Raw genomic sequence first — 15734 nt, forward strand, 5'->3', positions numbered from 1 at the left:
TTCTAAGTCGACTAGAATTTGCTTTTGATCTTTTGAAGACGTTCGTTGAAAGAAACCTTGTTCTCCAATTTTTGGAAAACCCATGCGTTCGCCCTACTCACTGGGCCTTTTTCCAGATTGAGCTGGTGGTTTTTTAAAATTTCGTTAATGTATTCATCCATTTCCTCACTTTGGGTGTTATTCATTCCCAAGGATGGTGGTGGGTTGGTATTCATGCTTTGAAAATCGGAAGTCTCCTGAAAAAGGCAGAACTTATTTTCACCGATGCATGCCAAGCCCTGTTTTTGGGCCATTTCAGCAAAGTAAGGGGTAAATAAATCCCGAAAGGATAGGCTGATTTGATACAAATTTTCTGGATTATCTTTGCGGTACAACCATAGTTTCCCTTCTGCGGGGGACACTTTTTTGATGGTATCCTTAGGTGCAGGATGGCTGCTAACCAGGTTTCGGTCTTGATTCCATTTTTTCCAGGATTCCGGATTATAATGAAAGGGAAACAAGGTGTGGTGCAATAAACTGTTTTCGGCTTCCAAAGTGTCAAGCCAGAAGATTTTTCGGTCACCATTTATGGAATTATTGCGAAGGATCCAGTGGGTGGATATAAAATTATTGATCGCTGCTGTATCCTGATACCCATTTTGAAAAAGGGTGTCCTTCATTGTTCCTAAAGGGATTTTGGCGGCAATCAGGTTTCCCATTCCTTCGCTGAATTGACTTTTGGCCCAAACCGGATCCTTATCCTGCCACAGGGCGAAAAGTGAATCCGGAGGATACTCATTTTTCTTCAGTTCATTAAAAATGGCCTCTAGTATTTCCTGCTCGGTGTCATCAATGAGAGAATCCCTAAGAATTTCATAAAACAGGGTAGAAAAATAATTGAAATTCCCGTCCAGCTCCTCGAAGGGATATTTTCGTACCTCTTGTGTCAGTTTGGTAATGGTGTTCCATTTTGTTTCGGCCAACTGCAAATTGCTGGATCTGTTTTCTCGGCTTATTTTTAGGGAATCAATGGTTCTCAATTCCTTTTGGATCAATTCTTCAAAAAGCTTGGCCTCTTCATAGTTTATGAATTGGTCATTTGTGATGTGCTGGGTGAGTTCTATGAGCCTATCATGATGAAAAACCACTTTTTTGATTTCTTTTCCGGTAATAAGGGTAAAGAGATGCTTGAATGTCTCCCCACCGAATTCCTCGGCATTTTTCAAAATATCGGCTCTCTGGGCATTGACAGTGAGCTTTTGAATGGCAAACTCCTTTACTTTTTGTGCGTCTTTAAAACTCACACCATTATCAGCCATGAGTATGTCAAATCCAGGGACTCCGCGCTCGGGTATAAACCAAGGGTTGATATCGGCATTAAGGATTTTGGGAGAAAGGCCAAAAAAATGAAGTTCACCTGCCTTATCGTTGATGTAGTACATGTTTTCGTCCAATCTGGTTAAGTCAAAGCCTGCTTTTACACTGCCTCTCCCCACCATAGCCAGTTTTTTCCGGGCTTCCCTATTTGGCAACTCACTCTGTTGAAGGCTTAAATAGGACTGTATGAATCGCTCAACATCCCATTCTGCGGAATTTATATCGTTGTATAATTTGAACAAAAGATCCCCCTTCTCCCTATCGCTTAGCCCCATCTTTATTCCACCCGTGTTTGGGCCCCAATTGGTAAAAAGAAACCCCAAAACCTCTTGGTTTAGAGGAAGAAGCAGATAATCCTCCCACTCTTCTTGAAAGTTCAATTTCTCCAAAATAGTATGTTCACTTACTTCCCGGTTGATTACCCTCCTTTTGATCCTTCCTGTCAACCTGGTTTCTGCGGAAATTAGTTCTTCTTTTTCTTTACTTTCCAAGGATTCGAATTCTTTCAAGGATTTCAAGCACTCCATAATTTCACCATAGCAAGCATCCGCCTGATCTCTAATAATGGATTGCTCTAACACATTGACCCTAGCTTCACTCAAAGAAGCAATCACCTCACCATAATATTCGGCAGTGATCAATTCGCCCATTTCTTTGATCTCCATGGTGAGGTTTGCAGTAGGTTGCAATTTGGATTTGCCTCCAAAAATCCCCAGCGGGTTCCACCAGTACAAAAGTAAGATTGCTGCTAATACAAGGACGATGTCCAAAACAAATCTGGCGCTATGGAAGAACTGACGTATCATCGTTGCACATTATCAGGGTCATTTTCCAGGTTTACCTTTTTTATCCGTAAACTATCACTTTTAAAATGTATATAAATTTCATCAAAACCAAAGGAGCTTAAAAGGGTCTGAATCAGTTTCCGGGTATTCTCCTGGCTGGTTTTTACCATACCCATGTATTGAAGACTTTCCCGAATATCCAACTCGGCAGATCTAAAAAAATCCTCCTGATCCTGCAAGGATATATTATTCAAAAACCTATTGGTATTAGAGATTAGGGTGTCCTCCACAAAGCTCGATGGTGGATAGGAAAAATTAACGACTTCAACCGGGGGAAGGTGAAGGGTGATTTTTTTCCCCTCAATGACAACATCCTCTTCCAAGATGTTGCTGAGGTTTATTCCCGTTTTGACCTTGGCTTGGGAATATGCCAAAAAGGTAGTTTCATTAAGGGGAATGAAAAACACCCTTTTGGTCTTTTTCCCATAAACTACCTTATCCACCGTAAATTCCGAAGTCACCAGGTCGCTGGCCTGTTGTATTTTACCCACCACCATCGCCCTGTCATCCGAATGGCAGGAAAAAAGGCCTAGCAGATACCCAGCAACTGAAGCAATAAGGATTAGTCTCTTGTTCCTCATGACATTTCATTTTTTATCCTTTCGTAGGCTTGCTGCATTTTTTCATGGTACCGGTTGACTGCATAACTTGGCCCGTTATATCCGTATGCAAAGGCCTCCCAGTCATATTTCCCTTTGTTTTCTTCCGAGATGTAATGGATTAGGGCTTTCTTCCTTACTTCTTTTGTTTTGATAAATTCCAAAAAATCCAAAAAATGGTACTTTTCGGATAACTGCTGCTTTTCTTCAAAGTCAGCGGCATTTTTGTAGCCCCTGCCTTTTATATTATGCTCTATATTCTCCCCTAGAATCTGGAAAAGGCCCCAGGATGCGGAATAGATGGCTGCCTTTGGATTGATGATTTTGGCCTTTTCCAGCCGCTCATATTCGGCAGCTCCTCCTTTATAATGGTCCCGGGTCCAGTTTTTATAAAGGATATCCTCGTTTCCTATCAGGTAATCTTCCGGGTTTAGTTTATCCTTTTCCAGCCATTTCCAAAACTTGTGGCCTTCAAATAGTATTTTGGCCCTGCCGTCCTTCAAATGTCCACGGCCGTTTCCGGTTTCCACAGTGACAACGGCTTTTACTACCGGCAAAGACAACCTGAGGCCTTCCTCTTCGGCTAACTCCTCTAAAGCCAACCTCATATCCATATCACTTAACACCTTGCTGTGGGTGTTATCATTGATTTGCACAAAGCCTTCCCCTTCCGCTGTTCCTACCGGATTTTCTACGGAACGGGAAAGGATTTTTCTTCTTTCGTCAGGGGAGGAGGCGGGTAAGGAAAGGGGTGTATTGGCAAACCTAAACTCTTTGTCTTCCTCCATGAAATATCGGTCATCACTGTCAATTTGATTCAATTCTAGGTTATCCATTTCCGCAACCTTTCCGGGAGAGGAATCTCCGAGTATTTTACCTTGGAGAGTGGTTTCCCTCCCTGTGTCTTTCTTGGCATTGGGATCGGTCCATCTTCCTTTGAGGTACTTGAGAGACCGATCACCAAAATAGAAGGCAATCATCATCAAAAAGGCAGTTTCAAAAAATTCAAACTGTTGACGGATCAGAGCCAGTTCCCCCCCGGAATAGGAGGAACCGAAACTGGTGATCAACAGGGACATACCACCTAGTAACAAGGTAAAGGCTATCATGCCCCGAACTGTACCTGTAGGAAGCCCAAAAGTCTGGCTGCGGTAAGGGTTGTATTTTGGCGCAATGAGTTCACTCTCCTCAACAGGTTCCCCAGCGATATACCTCTTCCTTGCGGCATCTATCCTGTTCCAATCCTCATCCGTAATACCATAATTGATATTGTAGTGGTAAACCGACCACATGAAATAAACCAAAAAAACCGAAATCCAAATTACCGAAGTGGCTAACCCTACCGCCTGAAAGACATTGCCGTGTTCCAAATAGACAAAAAAAGAACCTAGGAAACCAATGATGGTTAGCAATACTGTCAACACCACCGTGCCCTTAAAAAAAACGTGATGGGAGGGGTTATTGTTCGGGGTCCTGGTTTTGACCACAGGGCTTACATGTCTTGCGATGGCTGTATAAAGCAAAGCCACCGCAATCAATAAAAACACCGCTGCGCCAAAGCCCCTGTTGGCACTATCAAAAGTGGGAACCAATCCGAACAACAGAATCAATGTTCCTAACAGAATGCCGCCAATTTTTACATATAGGTATTTCTGCCGCTGTTTTTCTTTTTGGTCTTTAGCTATCTGTTCATTTCTATCCTTTTCCTCCTCTGCCGAAAAGGTTTGGGTTTCCTTCGCTTCAATGGAATCCGGTGGGGAATCTTTCGGTTTTTTGCTTTTTGCTTCCATGACGGAAAAATGGTTTGGATTACTGGGACAATTTATTTTAGGTAGATGGAACTGCTATTTCTTTTTCAGACAGTACATGAACTTTTTCAAACCAATCCTCATTAAGGATCTGTATGGAAATAGGTGCTTGGTTTTCGTTCAATAGAGGCCTAAGCGTTTTGTAGAGTCGTTCGAAAGCCAGTCTGGAATAAGTGATCATACTTTGGGTGCTGGAGTCGGTAATTCCATCTGCTACTAAAACACAGCCCCTGGTATCCTGGTGGGTATTGCCAATATGGATGTAAACCAAGTTGTAGTTGGGTATTTCCTTGATTTCTATATGAAAATCGAACCAAGAGAACATGTTTCTGTACCTCTGAGTAAGATCGGTTAGATTACGGTTGAGTTCCAGGGGGTAGGTTCCTTGTGGAATCCTGGTATTTCCATCCTTTTTTTCATCCCTGTGGGTATCCTCCAAAGTATAGGCAAAAAATCGGTTGTGTATAAAGAGTAAGCCCAAAGTAGTTTGCCCATCGTCCTTATACCGGAGAAGGGTAACGTAATTTTTTGACAGTGGAATGGTCAATGGTCTTTCTTCCTTTAACCTTTCCTCAATTTTCTTAATTTTCTCTTCCCAGTTGACCGGGGGCTGGGGCGTGGGAGTTGGTACAGGGTCTGTTGGTTTTTCTTTTTCTGTAGCAGGCTTTCTGCTAGTGAACAATTCTTTTAACCCTTCAGCCCCTTTTTCAATTAAAAGAATAATGTATCCTATAAAACCCACTAACCACATCCATATTTTGTCCAAAAGCTGTGGTTCTGTAAAAAAAACCAATGCCAATACAACTACTATGACCAAGAAAAATAAAACCAAATAGCGGTTCATGTTACTTGAGGTTTTTGTATGGTTAAAGAAGGGAGTTTCTGATAAATAATTAAATAAAATACTGCCTTATATAATTTAATCAAAAGATAATTATTAATTGAGGATTATCAAAAATATCCAGGGGAATTATTTTGGCAATGAGGGAATTACCTTTGTAAATGCTCACAAGTCATTCTAAATGTAATTAAAAAGAAGAAGTTAGGGACTGGGTCTAGAATTCGATTTTGTTTATAGATTGTTTTTCTGTCCAAAAACTTCGGTAGCTAAGCTTTATAAGTTCAAGAGTGTCATTTTTTTTATAAGATTATTTTATTTCAAAAGCACCACTTTTGCCGTTCATAATCAAAATAAACCGCTGGTTTACAGAGGTCTTATGTAGAATTGTACTAAATAAGGGAAATGTCAGGATTTCGGCATTCTTTATTTGACTGTAAAAAGATTAATTTCTAATTTAAGTTTTAATCAACCGAATTTGGAAAAGTAATGGCTAACTACAATTTAAAAATCAACGGTAAAAGCTACCAGGTGGATGTAGATGAGGACACTCCACTGCTGTGGGTGCTCAGGGACCACCTTGGCTTGGTAGGTACTAAGTATTCCTGTGGTATCGCACAGTGCGGTGCCTGCAAAGTATTAATCAAAGATGATGCGGTGCCAGCATGCGTATTACCGGTTTCCCAGGTAGGGGAGGATGAGGTCACCACTATAGAAGGGTTGTCCGAAAGTGGAGACCATCCCTTGCAGGAAGCCTGGAATGAAGTCGATGTAGCTCAGTGTGGCTATTGCCAAGCTGGTCAGATCATGGCGGCAGCCGCTCTATTAAAGAAGAACCCGGCACCATCTGATGAAGAGGTAATGGATGCCATGAATGGCAATATTTGCCGATGTGGAACCTATCACCGAATTAAAGAAGCTGTATTATTGGCTTCCTCCAAAATCAAATAACCATGAAAACGCTGAAAACCAATAGAAGAGATTTCTTGAAAATAGCGGCCACCGCCGGGGGAGGACTTTTGCTCGGGTTCCATTTTACCCGTTGTGATTCCCCCTCCAAAATGAAGGTGGTCACCGACGAAGAACTGATGGCCCAAGCGGTCAATTACAACAGCTATCTCTCCATTTCACCCGATGGCCATATTGTAATTTTCTCCCCTAACCCTGAACTGGGTCAGAACATCAAGACCTCCTTCCCCATGATAGTGGCCGAGGAGTTGGATGCAGACTGGTCTAAGGTAAGGGTAATGCAGGCTTTCCTTGACGGGGAAAAATACGACCGGCAGGTGACTGGTGGATCGGGTGCCATGCCCCATTCTTGGGAAAGGCTGAGAAAAGCCGGTGCCACCGCCAGAATGATGCTTATGGAAGCAGCTGCCAAACGTTTGGATGTGGATATAAGTGAACTCAGCACGGAAAAAGGGCAGGTGCTGCACTCCGGCTCCAAGAAAAAAATCAGCTATGGTGACCTGGCTAAGGATGCAGCCCAACTGGAGGTGCCTGAGGATGTGCCACTGAAAAAGGTGAAGGACTTTAAGATAATAGGTACACCCATAAAAAACGTGGACAATAAAGCCATGTTTACTGGCAAGCCCCTATTTGGTCTGGATATCTACAAGGAAGGCATGATGAATGCCATGGTGAAACGCCCACCATTCGGGATGAAGATCAAATCCGTGGATGATGAGGAAGCCAAAAAAGTAAGCGGGGTTACCGAAATTTTCACCTTCGGTGACAACGTAGCTATAGTCGGGATTTCTACCTGGCCCTTGATGAAAGCAAAGCAAAAGCTAAAAGTAGAGTACGAACCCAAAAATGGGAAACTTGAAAGCAGTGAGATGCACAACCAGCTTTTCACCGACCTGATGAAAAATGGAAAAGCACAGGTGATGCGAAAAGATGGAAATGTGAATAGTGCTTTTCGGGGTGCTGCAAAAGTGGTAAGTGCAGAATACCAATGCCCTTTCCTTTCTCATTCCCCCATGGAACCCATGAATTTCTACGCCCATGTAAAAGCCGATGGGGTGGAATTGGTGGGGCCTACCCAAACCCCGGACAGAGCAAGATCCGCGGCAGCGGAAATAGCCGGAGTGGACGTGGAAAAGGTTTCTGTAGAAATGACCCGTTTAGGGGGTGGTTTTGGACGTAGGTTGAGGGCTGATTTTGTGGAAGAGGCAGTGTCCATTTCCAAAAAAATCGGAGCACCAGTAAAGGTAACCTGGTCTAGAGAAGACGATATTACCGGAGGTGCTTATAGACCAGCGGTTAGGTACAGGTTTGAAGCTGCCTTGGACAAAGATAACAAAATGATTGGCTACAAGCTGAGAGGAGTGGGTATGAATGCCGGGAATTGTACTCGGGAAAACAACTTCCCATCTGGCTCAGTGGATAACCTTTTGATAGAATCCATAGAATATAAATCAGACCTTACTACTAATGCTTGGAGAGCTCCGATCACCAATTTCTTGGCTTTTGCAGAGCAGTCCTTTTTGGATGAAGTGGCCGAAGCGGCGGGTAAGGATCCGGTTCAATTTAGGTATGAACTCTTGGACAGGGCTAAAAATAAGCCTGTCGGTGAAATCCACTATGATATAGACAGGATGAGAGGGGTCATAGAACTTGTCGCTGATAAATGCGGATGGGGACAAAAGAATGGTGTGGGCCAAGGCCTCTCTGTGTATTTCAGTCACCGTTCGTATGTCGCACAGGTGGCAGAGGTAAGGATGGAACAAGGCAATCCCGTTTTGGAAAGAATCTATGCGGCAACTGACTGTGGCATAGTGGTGAATCCTACCGGAGCTGACCAGCAGGTAAGGGGTGGCATGGTGGATGGCATGGGACATGCCATGTTTACCAATATGACCTTTAGGGATGGGGCACCCACCCAAAAGAACTTTGACAGCTACAGGTTGATCCGGATGAAAGAAGTGCCTGAAATAGAAGTCCATTTTGTGGACAATGAAATTGACCCTACAGGACTGGGCGAGCCTGCACTTCCCCCAACCGGAGGAGCAATCTCCAATGCTATTTACTGGGCCACGGGCAAGCGCCTAAGGAACCAGCCCTTTATAGAGCAGGAAGAGCTCAAAGAATACAAAATCGGTCAGAGGGCATAACTTGTCCCATTTCCAAATTTCATAAAACCGCCTACATTATTTGTTGGCGGTTTTTTTGATGAATTTTGGTATCTTAATGGGTTTTAGCACTTAGGACAAAGAGCAGACAGGAAGATTACAATGTTTTATTGATGTATCCGATTGTGAGGTTGACTTCCTGAGACGAAGAGACCTAGGGGCCGAGAGCCTTGTTTAATCCCCGGTGTTTTTTTTGGGATAGAGGGAAACTTCTTTAAATTTTTGATATCAACTCATAAGCGATGGGTTTAAAACTGTAATTATTGGATTGTTCTGCAGAGCAGGCCGTTAATCCAATAATTAAATCCATGCATGCTTTAAACAATATAAAGTCCCCTGCCTTGCTCTGGGGCGGTTCTACGCTGATAGTACCATCTCCGGCAAGCCGTACATTCATGAAAATATTGAAGGCAGTAGGGATCTCATCCGAATGGATGTCAAATTGGCGCAAATTTTTTTCGAGGTTTTCAAAGCAACTGGGGTGGTATTGGGGATTGTCGTAAAGGATCTGAAAAGTTTCAGGACTGCATGGCGCCAAAAGAAAATCATTTCTACCATTGGTATCTTCCATTATTTCCATCATTTTTTGGCTGCGGTTGCTCCAAAGATGATGCCCTTTGGTAATATATATGGTACTTTCAAAATCCAGAGTTTTCCCGGAGGAAAGTTTTTCCCGCTTATCATTGGCGTTGAATGCCACTAAATCACTTACCTGCTCTCCTTCCGGGTCTATTACCTTTAGATACTCTCCTTTATGGAGGTAAAATCCAGTTCCTGATTGTTTTTCAATAATTTTAGCCATACCTATTCTTTTATTTCGTGAACAACACCATGGTGAAAAGGACATTTCCAGTTTTTTTCCACCATTCTACCACTGTATTGAGGTGCTTCTTGCCCTTTACCAAAGTCCTCCAGCATGGGATTGATAGAACCTTGGTAGGCCAAGTCCCGATCCCTGATTACTTTTTTCATATTATCGAATTGACCGTTTTCCCTCAATTTATCAAATTGCCGGTGTAGATTAAAGGCCATTGCGGGATAATTGATTCTTCGCGCTATTCTGCTGGCTTTGGGGTGTAACCCAACAATGAAGAAGGCTGTTCCGCCAAAACTAAAACTAAAATTATCATCTCCGGGATTACTGCTTACCGTTGGGTCCCAATTTCCCTTATGGCCCTCGGCATCATGTAGTTTTTGAAGTTGCTTCCATAATTTATGTTCGAAATCCACTTCCGAATTGGTCTCACTGGTAAAGACGGCTACCAACGTCAGGTAATCACTGTCTTCCTCCACGGTTTCCTGGATGTACTTTTTTAAATCTTTACTTAGTAGTTCCGTTGTGTTATCCGATGCCATTTCTCCATAAATGCCCAATCGGTATTGATCTGAATTAATAGATGCTTTCGCCCCTACGCATGGGTATTTAGCATCGCCGATCTTTTCGATGATATCTTTATGGATTACCTTTATGTAGTCATTTTCACAACTGCTTAAATCCTTAGGCTTCCAATAAGTTTGTAGAAGATTTGAATTTTGCATTAAATTTATATCTAAATATGAAAATTTATAATTAATTAAGCTTTTTAACTTAAAAAAGTATTTATTAATATTTTTTTTATTATTACTACAAATAACAATAGGTGTGCCACGAATACTGGAATCAACACTAATTTTTTGGTTGATATATGGAATAAAACAGTAAATAATCTATGTCTCACCTACACAACAAACACCCTGTCCATGTGAAAGGTAGGAGGTTGGGGATAGGGTGAATTACGAGGAACTGGGAGACTTGGGGATTGAATCGGGATGATTTTTAACGTTTGCGGATTTGTCTTTGGAGCTACCATTGACAGGTTATTATTTCAGGCTGAGAGCGTAGCGGATTCGTAGCGCCTCTTCTGACTAAACTTAGGGGAGGGTGACTAGAAACCGAAGGTAATTTCCTTTCTGTAAATTTTTGTGTTTTTGCCCAAGAATGTACCTAGGTAAATGTTAACTTGTCGTTCGAAAAAAAATCAAAGCCTTTAATAAATGCAAATTAGATCTTATTTCCACTCCAATTTCCTTCTTAGAATTTTCATCTTAATTCTGGGACTTGCTTCCTGTGATAGTCCCGAGCAGGAGGAAAAGGTGGATTCTTACCCTCCCGGTACTTTCGGGTACGATTATCAATTCTTGTCCCAACACGACAGTACCTTGCTCCTTATGCGGGACAGTGCCGCCATTCTGGTGTCTCCAGCCTTTCAGGGGAAGGTATTTACCAGCAGCACTAGAGGCATGTCAGGGAAAAGCCATGGCTGGATCAACTACGATGCAGTTGCCTCCGGTAAGATTGCCCCACATATCAATGCCTATGGGGGAGAGGACAGGCTGTGGCTTGGGCCAGAAGGTGGTAAGTTCGCAATCTACTTTGAACCCGGAGCGGAAAGAACCTTTGAGAATTGGCAAACCCCTAAGGGTATAGATTCCGAACCTTGGAATCTTGTTTCCAATACAGAGACCGAGGCTTTTATTACCAAAACCATGCAGGTGACCAATAACCTGGGTACTACTCTTGACCTCAGGCTCGATAGGGAAGTAAGGTTGCTTTCTGGCAGCGAACTTATGCGCTATTTGGACATTACTCCCAATGAGAAAATTAGTTGGGTGGGTTTTGAATCCGTAAATTCCCTTATCAATATTGGAGAGGAACCTTGGGACGAAGAAGGGGGTACGCTATCCATGTGGACACTTGGTATGTTTAACCCTTCTGATGAAGTTACAGTAGTTATTCCCTACAGAGAGGGATCCGCAGAGGATCTTGGCCCTGTGGCCACCACCGACTACTTTGGAGAAATCCACGAAAGCCGAATTAAGGCAGAAAATGGTATTCTCTATTTTCGTGGAGATGGGAAAAAGCGAGGAAAGCTAGGACTTTCAAAAGAGAGGGCAATCCCGCTTTTTGGCAGTTATGACGCTAGGTCTGCTGTGCTGACCCTGGTACAATACAGTGAGCCGGAAGGGGAGGAGTTACGATACCTCAATCAAATATGGGAAGAAAAAGAAGAGGCCTTTGGTGGGGATGTAATCAACTCCTACAATGATGGGCCTTTGGAAGATGGCGAGCAAATGGGTCCATTCTATGAACTGGAAACTTCCTCACCGGCAGCCTTTTTGGAACCCAACGAGAGCATGGTCCATGTACATAGGACCTTTCACTTTGAAGGGGATGCTGAAATGTTGGATCAAATTGCCAAAAAATGCTTAGGGATCTCTTTGGGGGAAGTAGCCACAGCATTGGATTATTGATTAGTTTTAGTTAACTGAATGTAATGGTTAAAATCATTCCCACTGTCGTTTTGGTGTTTATTGCCTCTTTTCTGCTAGTATCAGGATGTGATGGCTTGAACGCTGCGAAGGTAGATGCGCCTCCTAACATCCTTTTGATTGCCGTGGACGACCTAAACGATTTTGTGGGAGGAATGGGGCATCCGGATGCCATCACCCCCAATTTGGATAGTTTGATACAACAGGGCGTGTTATTTGCGAATGCCCAATGTCAGTCTCCCATGTGCAGTCCATCTAGGGCGGCTATCATGACTGGGCTAAGACCATCCACTACCGGAATTTATGGGTTTCTGGATGATAACCTGGTGCAGGGTACCAACGAAGCAACCAAAAAAGTCCCCTTGATGTATGCGTACTTCAAGGAACATGGCTATCATACCATGGGTGTAGGGAAACTTTTCCATTTTCATGCCCCAGAAGGCTTGCTCGAAGAAAGCGGTGGTAGGGAAGCGGGATTTGGCCCTGCACCTCCGAAACGCATCCACTGGGATAAAAAGGGAACTTCTACAGACTGGGGGCCATTCCCGGAAAGGGATGAGCAAATGCCGGATTACCGAAGTGCCAAATGGGCTGTAGAGCGCTTACAGCAGGAATATGAAAATCCATTTTTCCTTTCGGTTGGTTTTTTAAGGCCTCACGTTCCCTGGCATGTGCCCCAAAAATGGTTTGACCTCTATGATACGGCCTCCCTTTCCCTGCCTGCCTATTTACCCGAAGACAGAGAGGATCTGCCGCCAATTGCGCTTGAGATAGATGACTTGCCCATGATGCCCAGTACAGAATGGGCCATTGCCAACCAACAATGGAAAAACATCCTTCAAGCCTATATGGCCTCCGTGTCTTTTGTGGATCATTATATAGGAGAAGTCCTATCGGCCTTGCAAAACTCGCCCTATGCGGATAACACATTGATAGTACTTTGGTCAGATCATGGGTATAGGCTTGGGGAGAAGGGCACCTTTGCTAAGGTGGCATTATGGAACAGAGCAACGCACTCCCCATTGGTGTTTTCCGGAGTAGGAATACCCAAGAATGTGAAGCTGGATTGGCCTGTGGAGCTGTTTAGCATTTACCCCACCTTAGTCGAGCTCAGTGAATTACCCGAGGTGCCCGATATGGAGGCAGAATCCATCGCCCCATTATTAAAAAACCCAAAAATGAGTTGGGAAAAACCTGCTCTTACCACCTGGGCGAGAAACAACCACGCCGTGGTTACCAAGGAGTACAGGTATATTCACTATGAGGACGGATCCGAAGAATTTTATCTCCTAAGTGAGGATCCTCACGAATGGTATAACCGTGCGAAACTTCCCGAATATAGGGAAAGAATGGATGAACTGAAGCAGTACCTCCCACAAACCAACGTGAAATGGGCTGCTGCATCAAAATATGACAACAATGACTATTTCGTAAAACAAAAAAGGGAGCAGAGTGAGTAGATAATTAATAGAGGTCAAGGAAAATGTATCCGTTTATGGACACCAACTTCAGGCAACCGGGAAATTCATCCCCAACCGGGGAGGGGTTTAAAATGCGCAGTCAACAAAACCAGATTCAGAGATTTGGGGCTAATGGGGTTGAAAGCCTGTCGGGTGTCTTTGTTTTTTCTCTTAATTTACCCAAGAACAATTTACTGGCACTTATTCTGATAATAGGCTTTTCCCAGAAAATTTCCGTTGTCCGCAGCTTTTTTCAATTCCTGACAGGCCCTCCTTGGTTCATCCTCCAGCCTGCAAACAGCCCTTCTAGCCATCGCCTCATAGTGGTCAGGCTTTACCCGCAGCACCTCGTCAAAATCCTCGATGGCCCAGTCCTTATAACCGAGTTTCATCAGGGCAAAACCTCGGTTGTAATGAGCCACTACGTTGTCGGGTTCAAAAAGTAAGTAATGGTTAAGGGAGGTTACTACACCAAGCCCATCTCCTGAGTAGCCCCTGGCCAATGCCATATAAAAGTGAGGGGTTGGTTCTTCTGGCTTCAAGTCAATGGCCGTTTGTAAAAACTCCTCTGCACTTTTGAACCTTTGGTTTTTGATCATGGATCTGCTGAGTAGAAGCAGTATGTCGTAATCGTTGGGGTCATGCATGGCAGCATGAAGAAAATGGCGTTCAGCCTTTGGAAAGTCCTCCTGCTTCCATGCCAGTTTTCCTAAACCCGCATGGGCCTGGGCGTACTTGGGGTCTAAGCTTAGAATATGCTCGTAATCTGCTTTTGCCAGTTTAAACTGCTCCAATTCCTCATAGGCTCTTGCCCGCAGGTGTAGGGATTTGACATCGGTAATGCTAACGAACAGAACCCTATTGAATTCCTTAATGGCCTTTTCGTAATCGCCATTCCTGAAATAAGCCTCTCCATCCTTAAACTTTCCAAAACATCCGGTAAACAATAAAACGAGGGCTAAGGGAAGAAGTATTCTCATAACAAACACTAATTGATTAGTTAAAATTACCCAATCTTTGTAAGTATCAAAACCATTTGGTGAAATAAATTCCAATAAGTCACTACCAACAAGGGGTTTAGCCAAAAATGACTATCATATTACTTACAATCTTGGAGGGAATTAGGTTCCTTTAGGTATAATTTTCACGATTCCTTTGCCTTCCACTCCTGCATAAATAAAGCCATCGGGACCCTGCATCACATTTCTAACCCTGCCCATCTTGTCCAACAGCCTTTCCCGCTTGGTAACTTCCCCGTTTTCTAAGGTGAGTTTTTCCAAATAGGCGAAGCTTAGAGAGCCAGCCAAAAGATCCCCTTTCCATTCGGGGTACTTATCGCTGGTAATGATGGCAAAGCCACTGGGAGCTATAGAGGGAACCCAATAATAAAGAGGTTGCTCCATTCCATCCTTATGGGTCTTTTCCGTAAGGATACTCCCGTCATAATTAATGCCATAGGAAATCACTGGCCATCCGTAGTTTGCAGCCTTCTTGATGACATTGATTTCATCACCGCCCCTTGGACCATGCTCATGAACCCAGATTTCACCCGTTTCAGGATGTACAATCATGCCTTGAGGGTTACGGTGTCCATAGGAATAAATAGCCTCTTTTGCGCCTGCCTTTCCCACAAAGGGATTGTCATCAGGAACTTTGCCGTCATCGGTAAGTCTATAGATTTTTCCTCCGTCCCTACGTATGTTTTGCGGGTTTTCCTTGTGGTTTCCTCTTTCCCCAATGGAAAAATACATGTATCCACTCTCATCAAAAACTATTCGGGAACCGAAGTGATGGCCTGCTGAGGTGTTGGGCTCTGCTTTATAGAGGGTTTCGATATTTTCCAACCGGTCTCCGGACAGCTTTGCCCGGCTGATTGCCGTATGCGCTCCAGAGCCATCTCCTTCCTTGGAGCTGTAGGAAAAATAAATCCATCCATTATTTTCATAATCGGGATGCAGGGTGATGTCCAGCAGTCCTCCTTGGCCCTGGGCCCTCACTTCTGGTACATTGTTGATTGTCGTTTTTTTGCCGTTTTTTACATGGAGAAGTTCACCTGATCTTTCGGTAATCAACATGCTTCCATCCGGCAAAAATGCCAATCCCCAAGGTACCTTCAAACCGTCAACAACGGTTTCAACCTCGAAATTGCTCCAACTGGGGTCAGTGACCTCTGGGCCATTAGGTGGTGTTTGGGCCATGCAAAATTGACTGATGAATGCTACTAGTATTAGCTGAAGTCTTTTCATATGATTATAATTTGTTTTTTAAAGGCCATATGGAATCTCGCAGTCTATAATCATCCCAGTGTGTGACGTGCTCGTCATGCCCTGACTGCCGTCAGGACAGGCTCGATTTCATATGTTTATATTTTTTTCAACGGTCAGA

12 protein-coding genes are annotated in these 15734 nt (G+C 43.6%); 4 read left to right on the forward strand and 8 right to left on the reverse strand.

All coding sequences use genetic code 11. The features are described from left to right. Nucleotides 1-11: 11 nt before the first annotated feature. The 4 genes from DB520_RS17295 to DB520_RS17310 are packed head-to-tail and all read right to left on the reverse strand — an operon-like array spanning nt 12 to nt 5452. Nucleotides 12-2162: a hypothetical protein gene (locus DB520_RS17295; protein ID WP_157972140.1), complete on the reverse strand. Its 2151-nt coding sequence runs from the start codon at nt 2160-2162 to the stop codon at nt 12-14. Next, complete coding sequence (locus DB520_RS17300) at nt 2159-2782, reverse strand: DUF4230 domain-containing protein (protein WP_114751026.1); 624 nt, start codon at nt 2780-2782, stop codon at nt 2159-2161. Before DB520_RS17300 ends, DB520_RS17295 begins: the two co-directional genes overlap by 4 nt. Continuing rightward, complete coding sequence (locus tag DB520_RS17305) at nt 2779-4590, reverse strand: N-acetylmuramidase family protein (protein WP_114751027.1); 1812 nt, start codon at nt 4588-4590, stop codon at nt 2779-2781. The genes DB520_RS17300 and DB520_RS17305 overlap by 4 nt, the downstream gene beginning before the upstream one ends. 37 nt (nt 4591-4627) lie before the next feature. Further along, nucleotides 4628-5452: a DUF5675 family protein gene (locus DB520_RS17310; protein ID WP_114751028.1), complete on the reverse strand. Its 825-nt coding sequence runs from the start codon at nt 5450-5452 to the stop codon at nt 4628-4630. Between the two features lie 483 nt (nt 5453-5935). On the opposite strand from DB520_RS17310, the gene DB520_RS17315 reads away from it, so the two are divergent. Both DB520_RS17315 and DB520_RS17320 read left to right on the forward strand, forming a co-directional pair. Further along, nucleotides 5936-6397 carry a (2Fe-2S)-binding protein gene (locus DB520_RS17315; RefSeq protein ID WP_114751029.1) on the forward strand — a complete coding sequence of 154 codons (462 nt, stop codon included), beginning with the start codon at nt 5936-5938 and terminating at the stop codon, nt 6395-6397. Nucleotides 6398-6399: 2 nt separating this feature from the next. Then, nucleotides 6400-8562, forward strand: a complete 2163-nt coding sequence (locus tag DB520_RS17320; RefSeq protein WP_114751030.1) for a xanthine dehydrogenase family protein molybdopterin-binding subunit — start codon at nt 6400-6402, stop codon at nt 8560-8562. Between the two features lie 232 nt (nt 8563-8794). On the opposite strand, the gene DB520_RS17325 is transcribed toward DB520_RS17320, so the two are convergent. Next, the gene (locus DB520_RS17325) at nt 8795-9382 is read right to left on the reverse strand and encodes a DUF1989 domain-containing protein (RefSeq protein ID WP_114751031.1); all 588 of its coding nucleotides are present in this window, start codon (nt 9380-9382) and stop codon (nt 8795-8797) included. A 2-nt stretch (nt 9383-9384) separates the two neighbouring features. Beyond that, on the reverse strand, nt 9385-10119 hold the full coding sequence (gntA, locus tag DB520_RS17330) for a guanitoxin biosynthesis heme-dependent pre-guanitoxin N-hydroxylase GntA (RefSeq protein WP_114751032.1): 735 nt from the start codon (nt 10117-10119) through the stop codon (nt 9385-9387). A gap of 495 nt (nt 10120-10614) precedes the next feature. Between gntA and DB520_RS17335 the strand changes: the two genes are divergently transcribed. Next, a complete protein-coding gene (locus tag DB520_RS17335) occupies nt 10615-11871 on the forward strand; it encodes a DUF6786 family protein (protein WP_114751033.1) in 1257 nt (418 codons plus the stop codon). A gap of 23 nt (nt 11872-11894) precedes the next feature. Beyond that, a complete protein-coding gene (locus tag DB520_RS17340) occupies nt 11895-13349 on the forward strand; it encodes a sulfatase (RefSeq protein ID WP_198675379.1) in 1455 nt (484 codons plus the stop codon). A gap of 191 nt (nt 13350-13540) precedes the next feature. Here DB520_RS17340 and DB520_RS17345 read toward each other — a convergent pair whose 3' ends face one another. After that, complete coding sequence (locus tag DB520_RS17345; RefSeq protein WP_114751034.1) at nt 13541-14329, reverse strand: tetratricopeptide repeat protein; 789 nt, start codon at nt 14327-14329, stop codon at nt 13541-13543. Nucleotides 14330-14470: 141 nt separating this feature from the next. Next, on the reverse strand, nt 14471-15595 hold the full coding sequence (locus DB520_RS17350; protein ID WP_232835034.1) for a PQQ-dependent sugar dehydrogenase: 1125 nt from the start codon (nt 15593-15595) through the stop codon (nt 14471-14473). Nucleotides 15596-15734 lie beyond the last annotated feature (139 nt).

The sequence above is a fragment of the Pleomorphovibrio marinus genome, from assembly GCF_003347495.1.
GTDB classification, from domain to species: Bacteria; Bacteroidota; Bacteroidia; order Cytophagales; family Cyclobacteriaceae; genus Pleomorphovibrio; species Pleomorphovibrio marinus.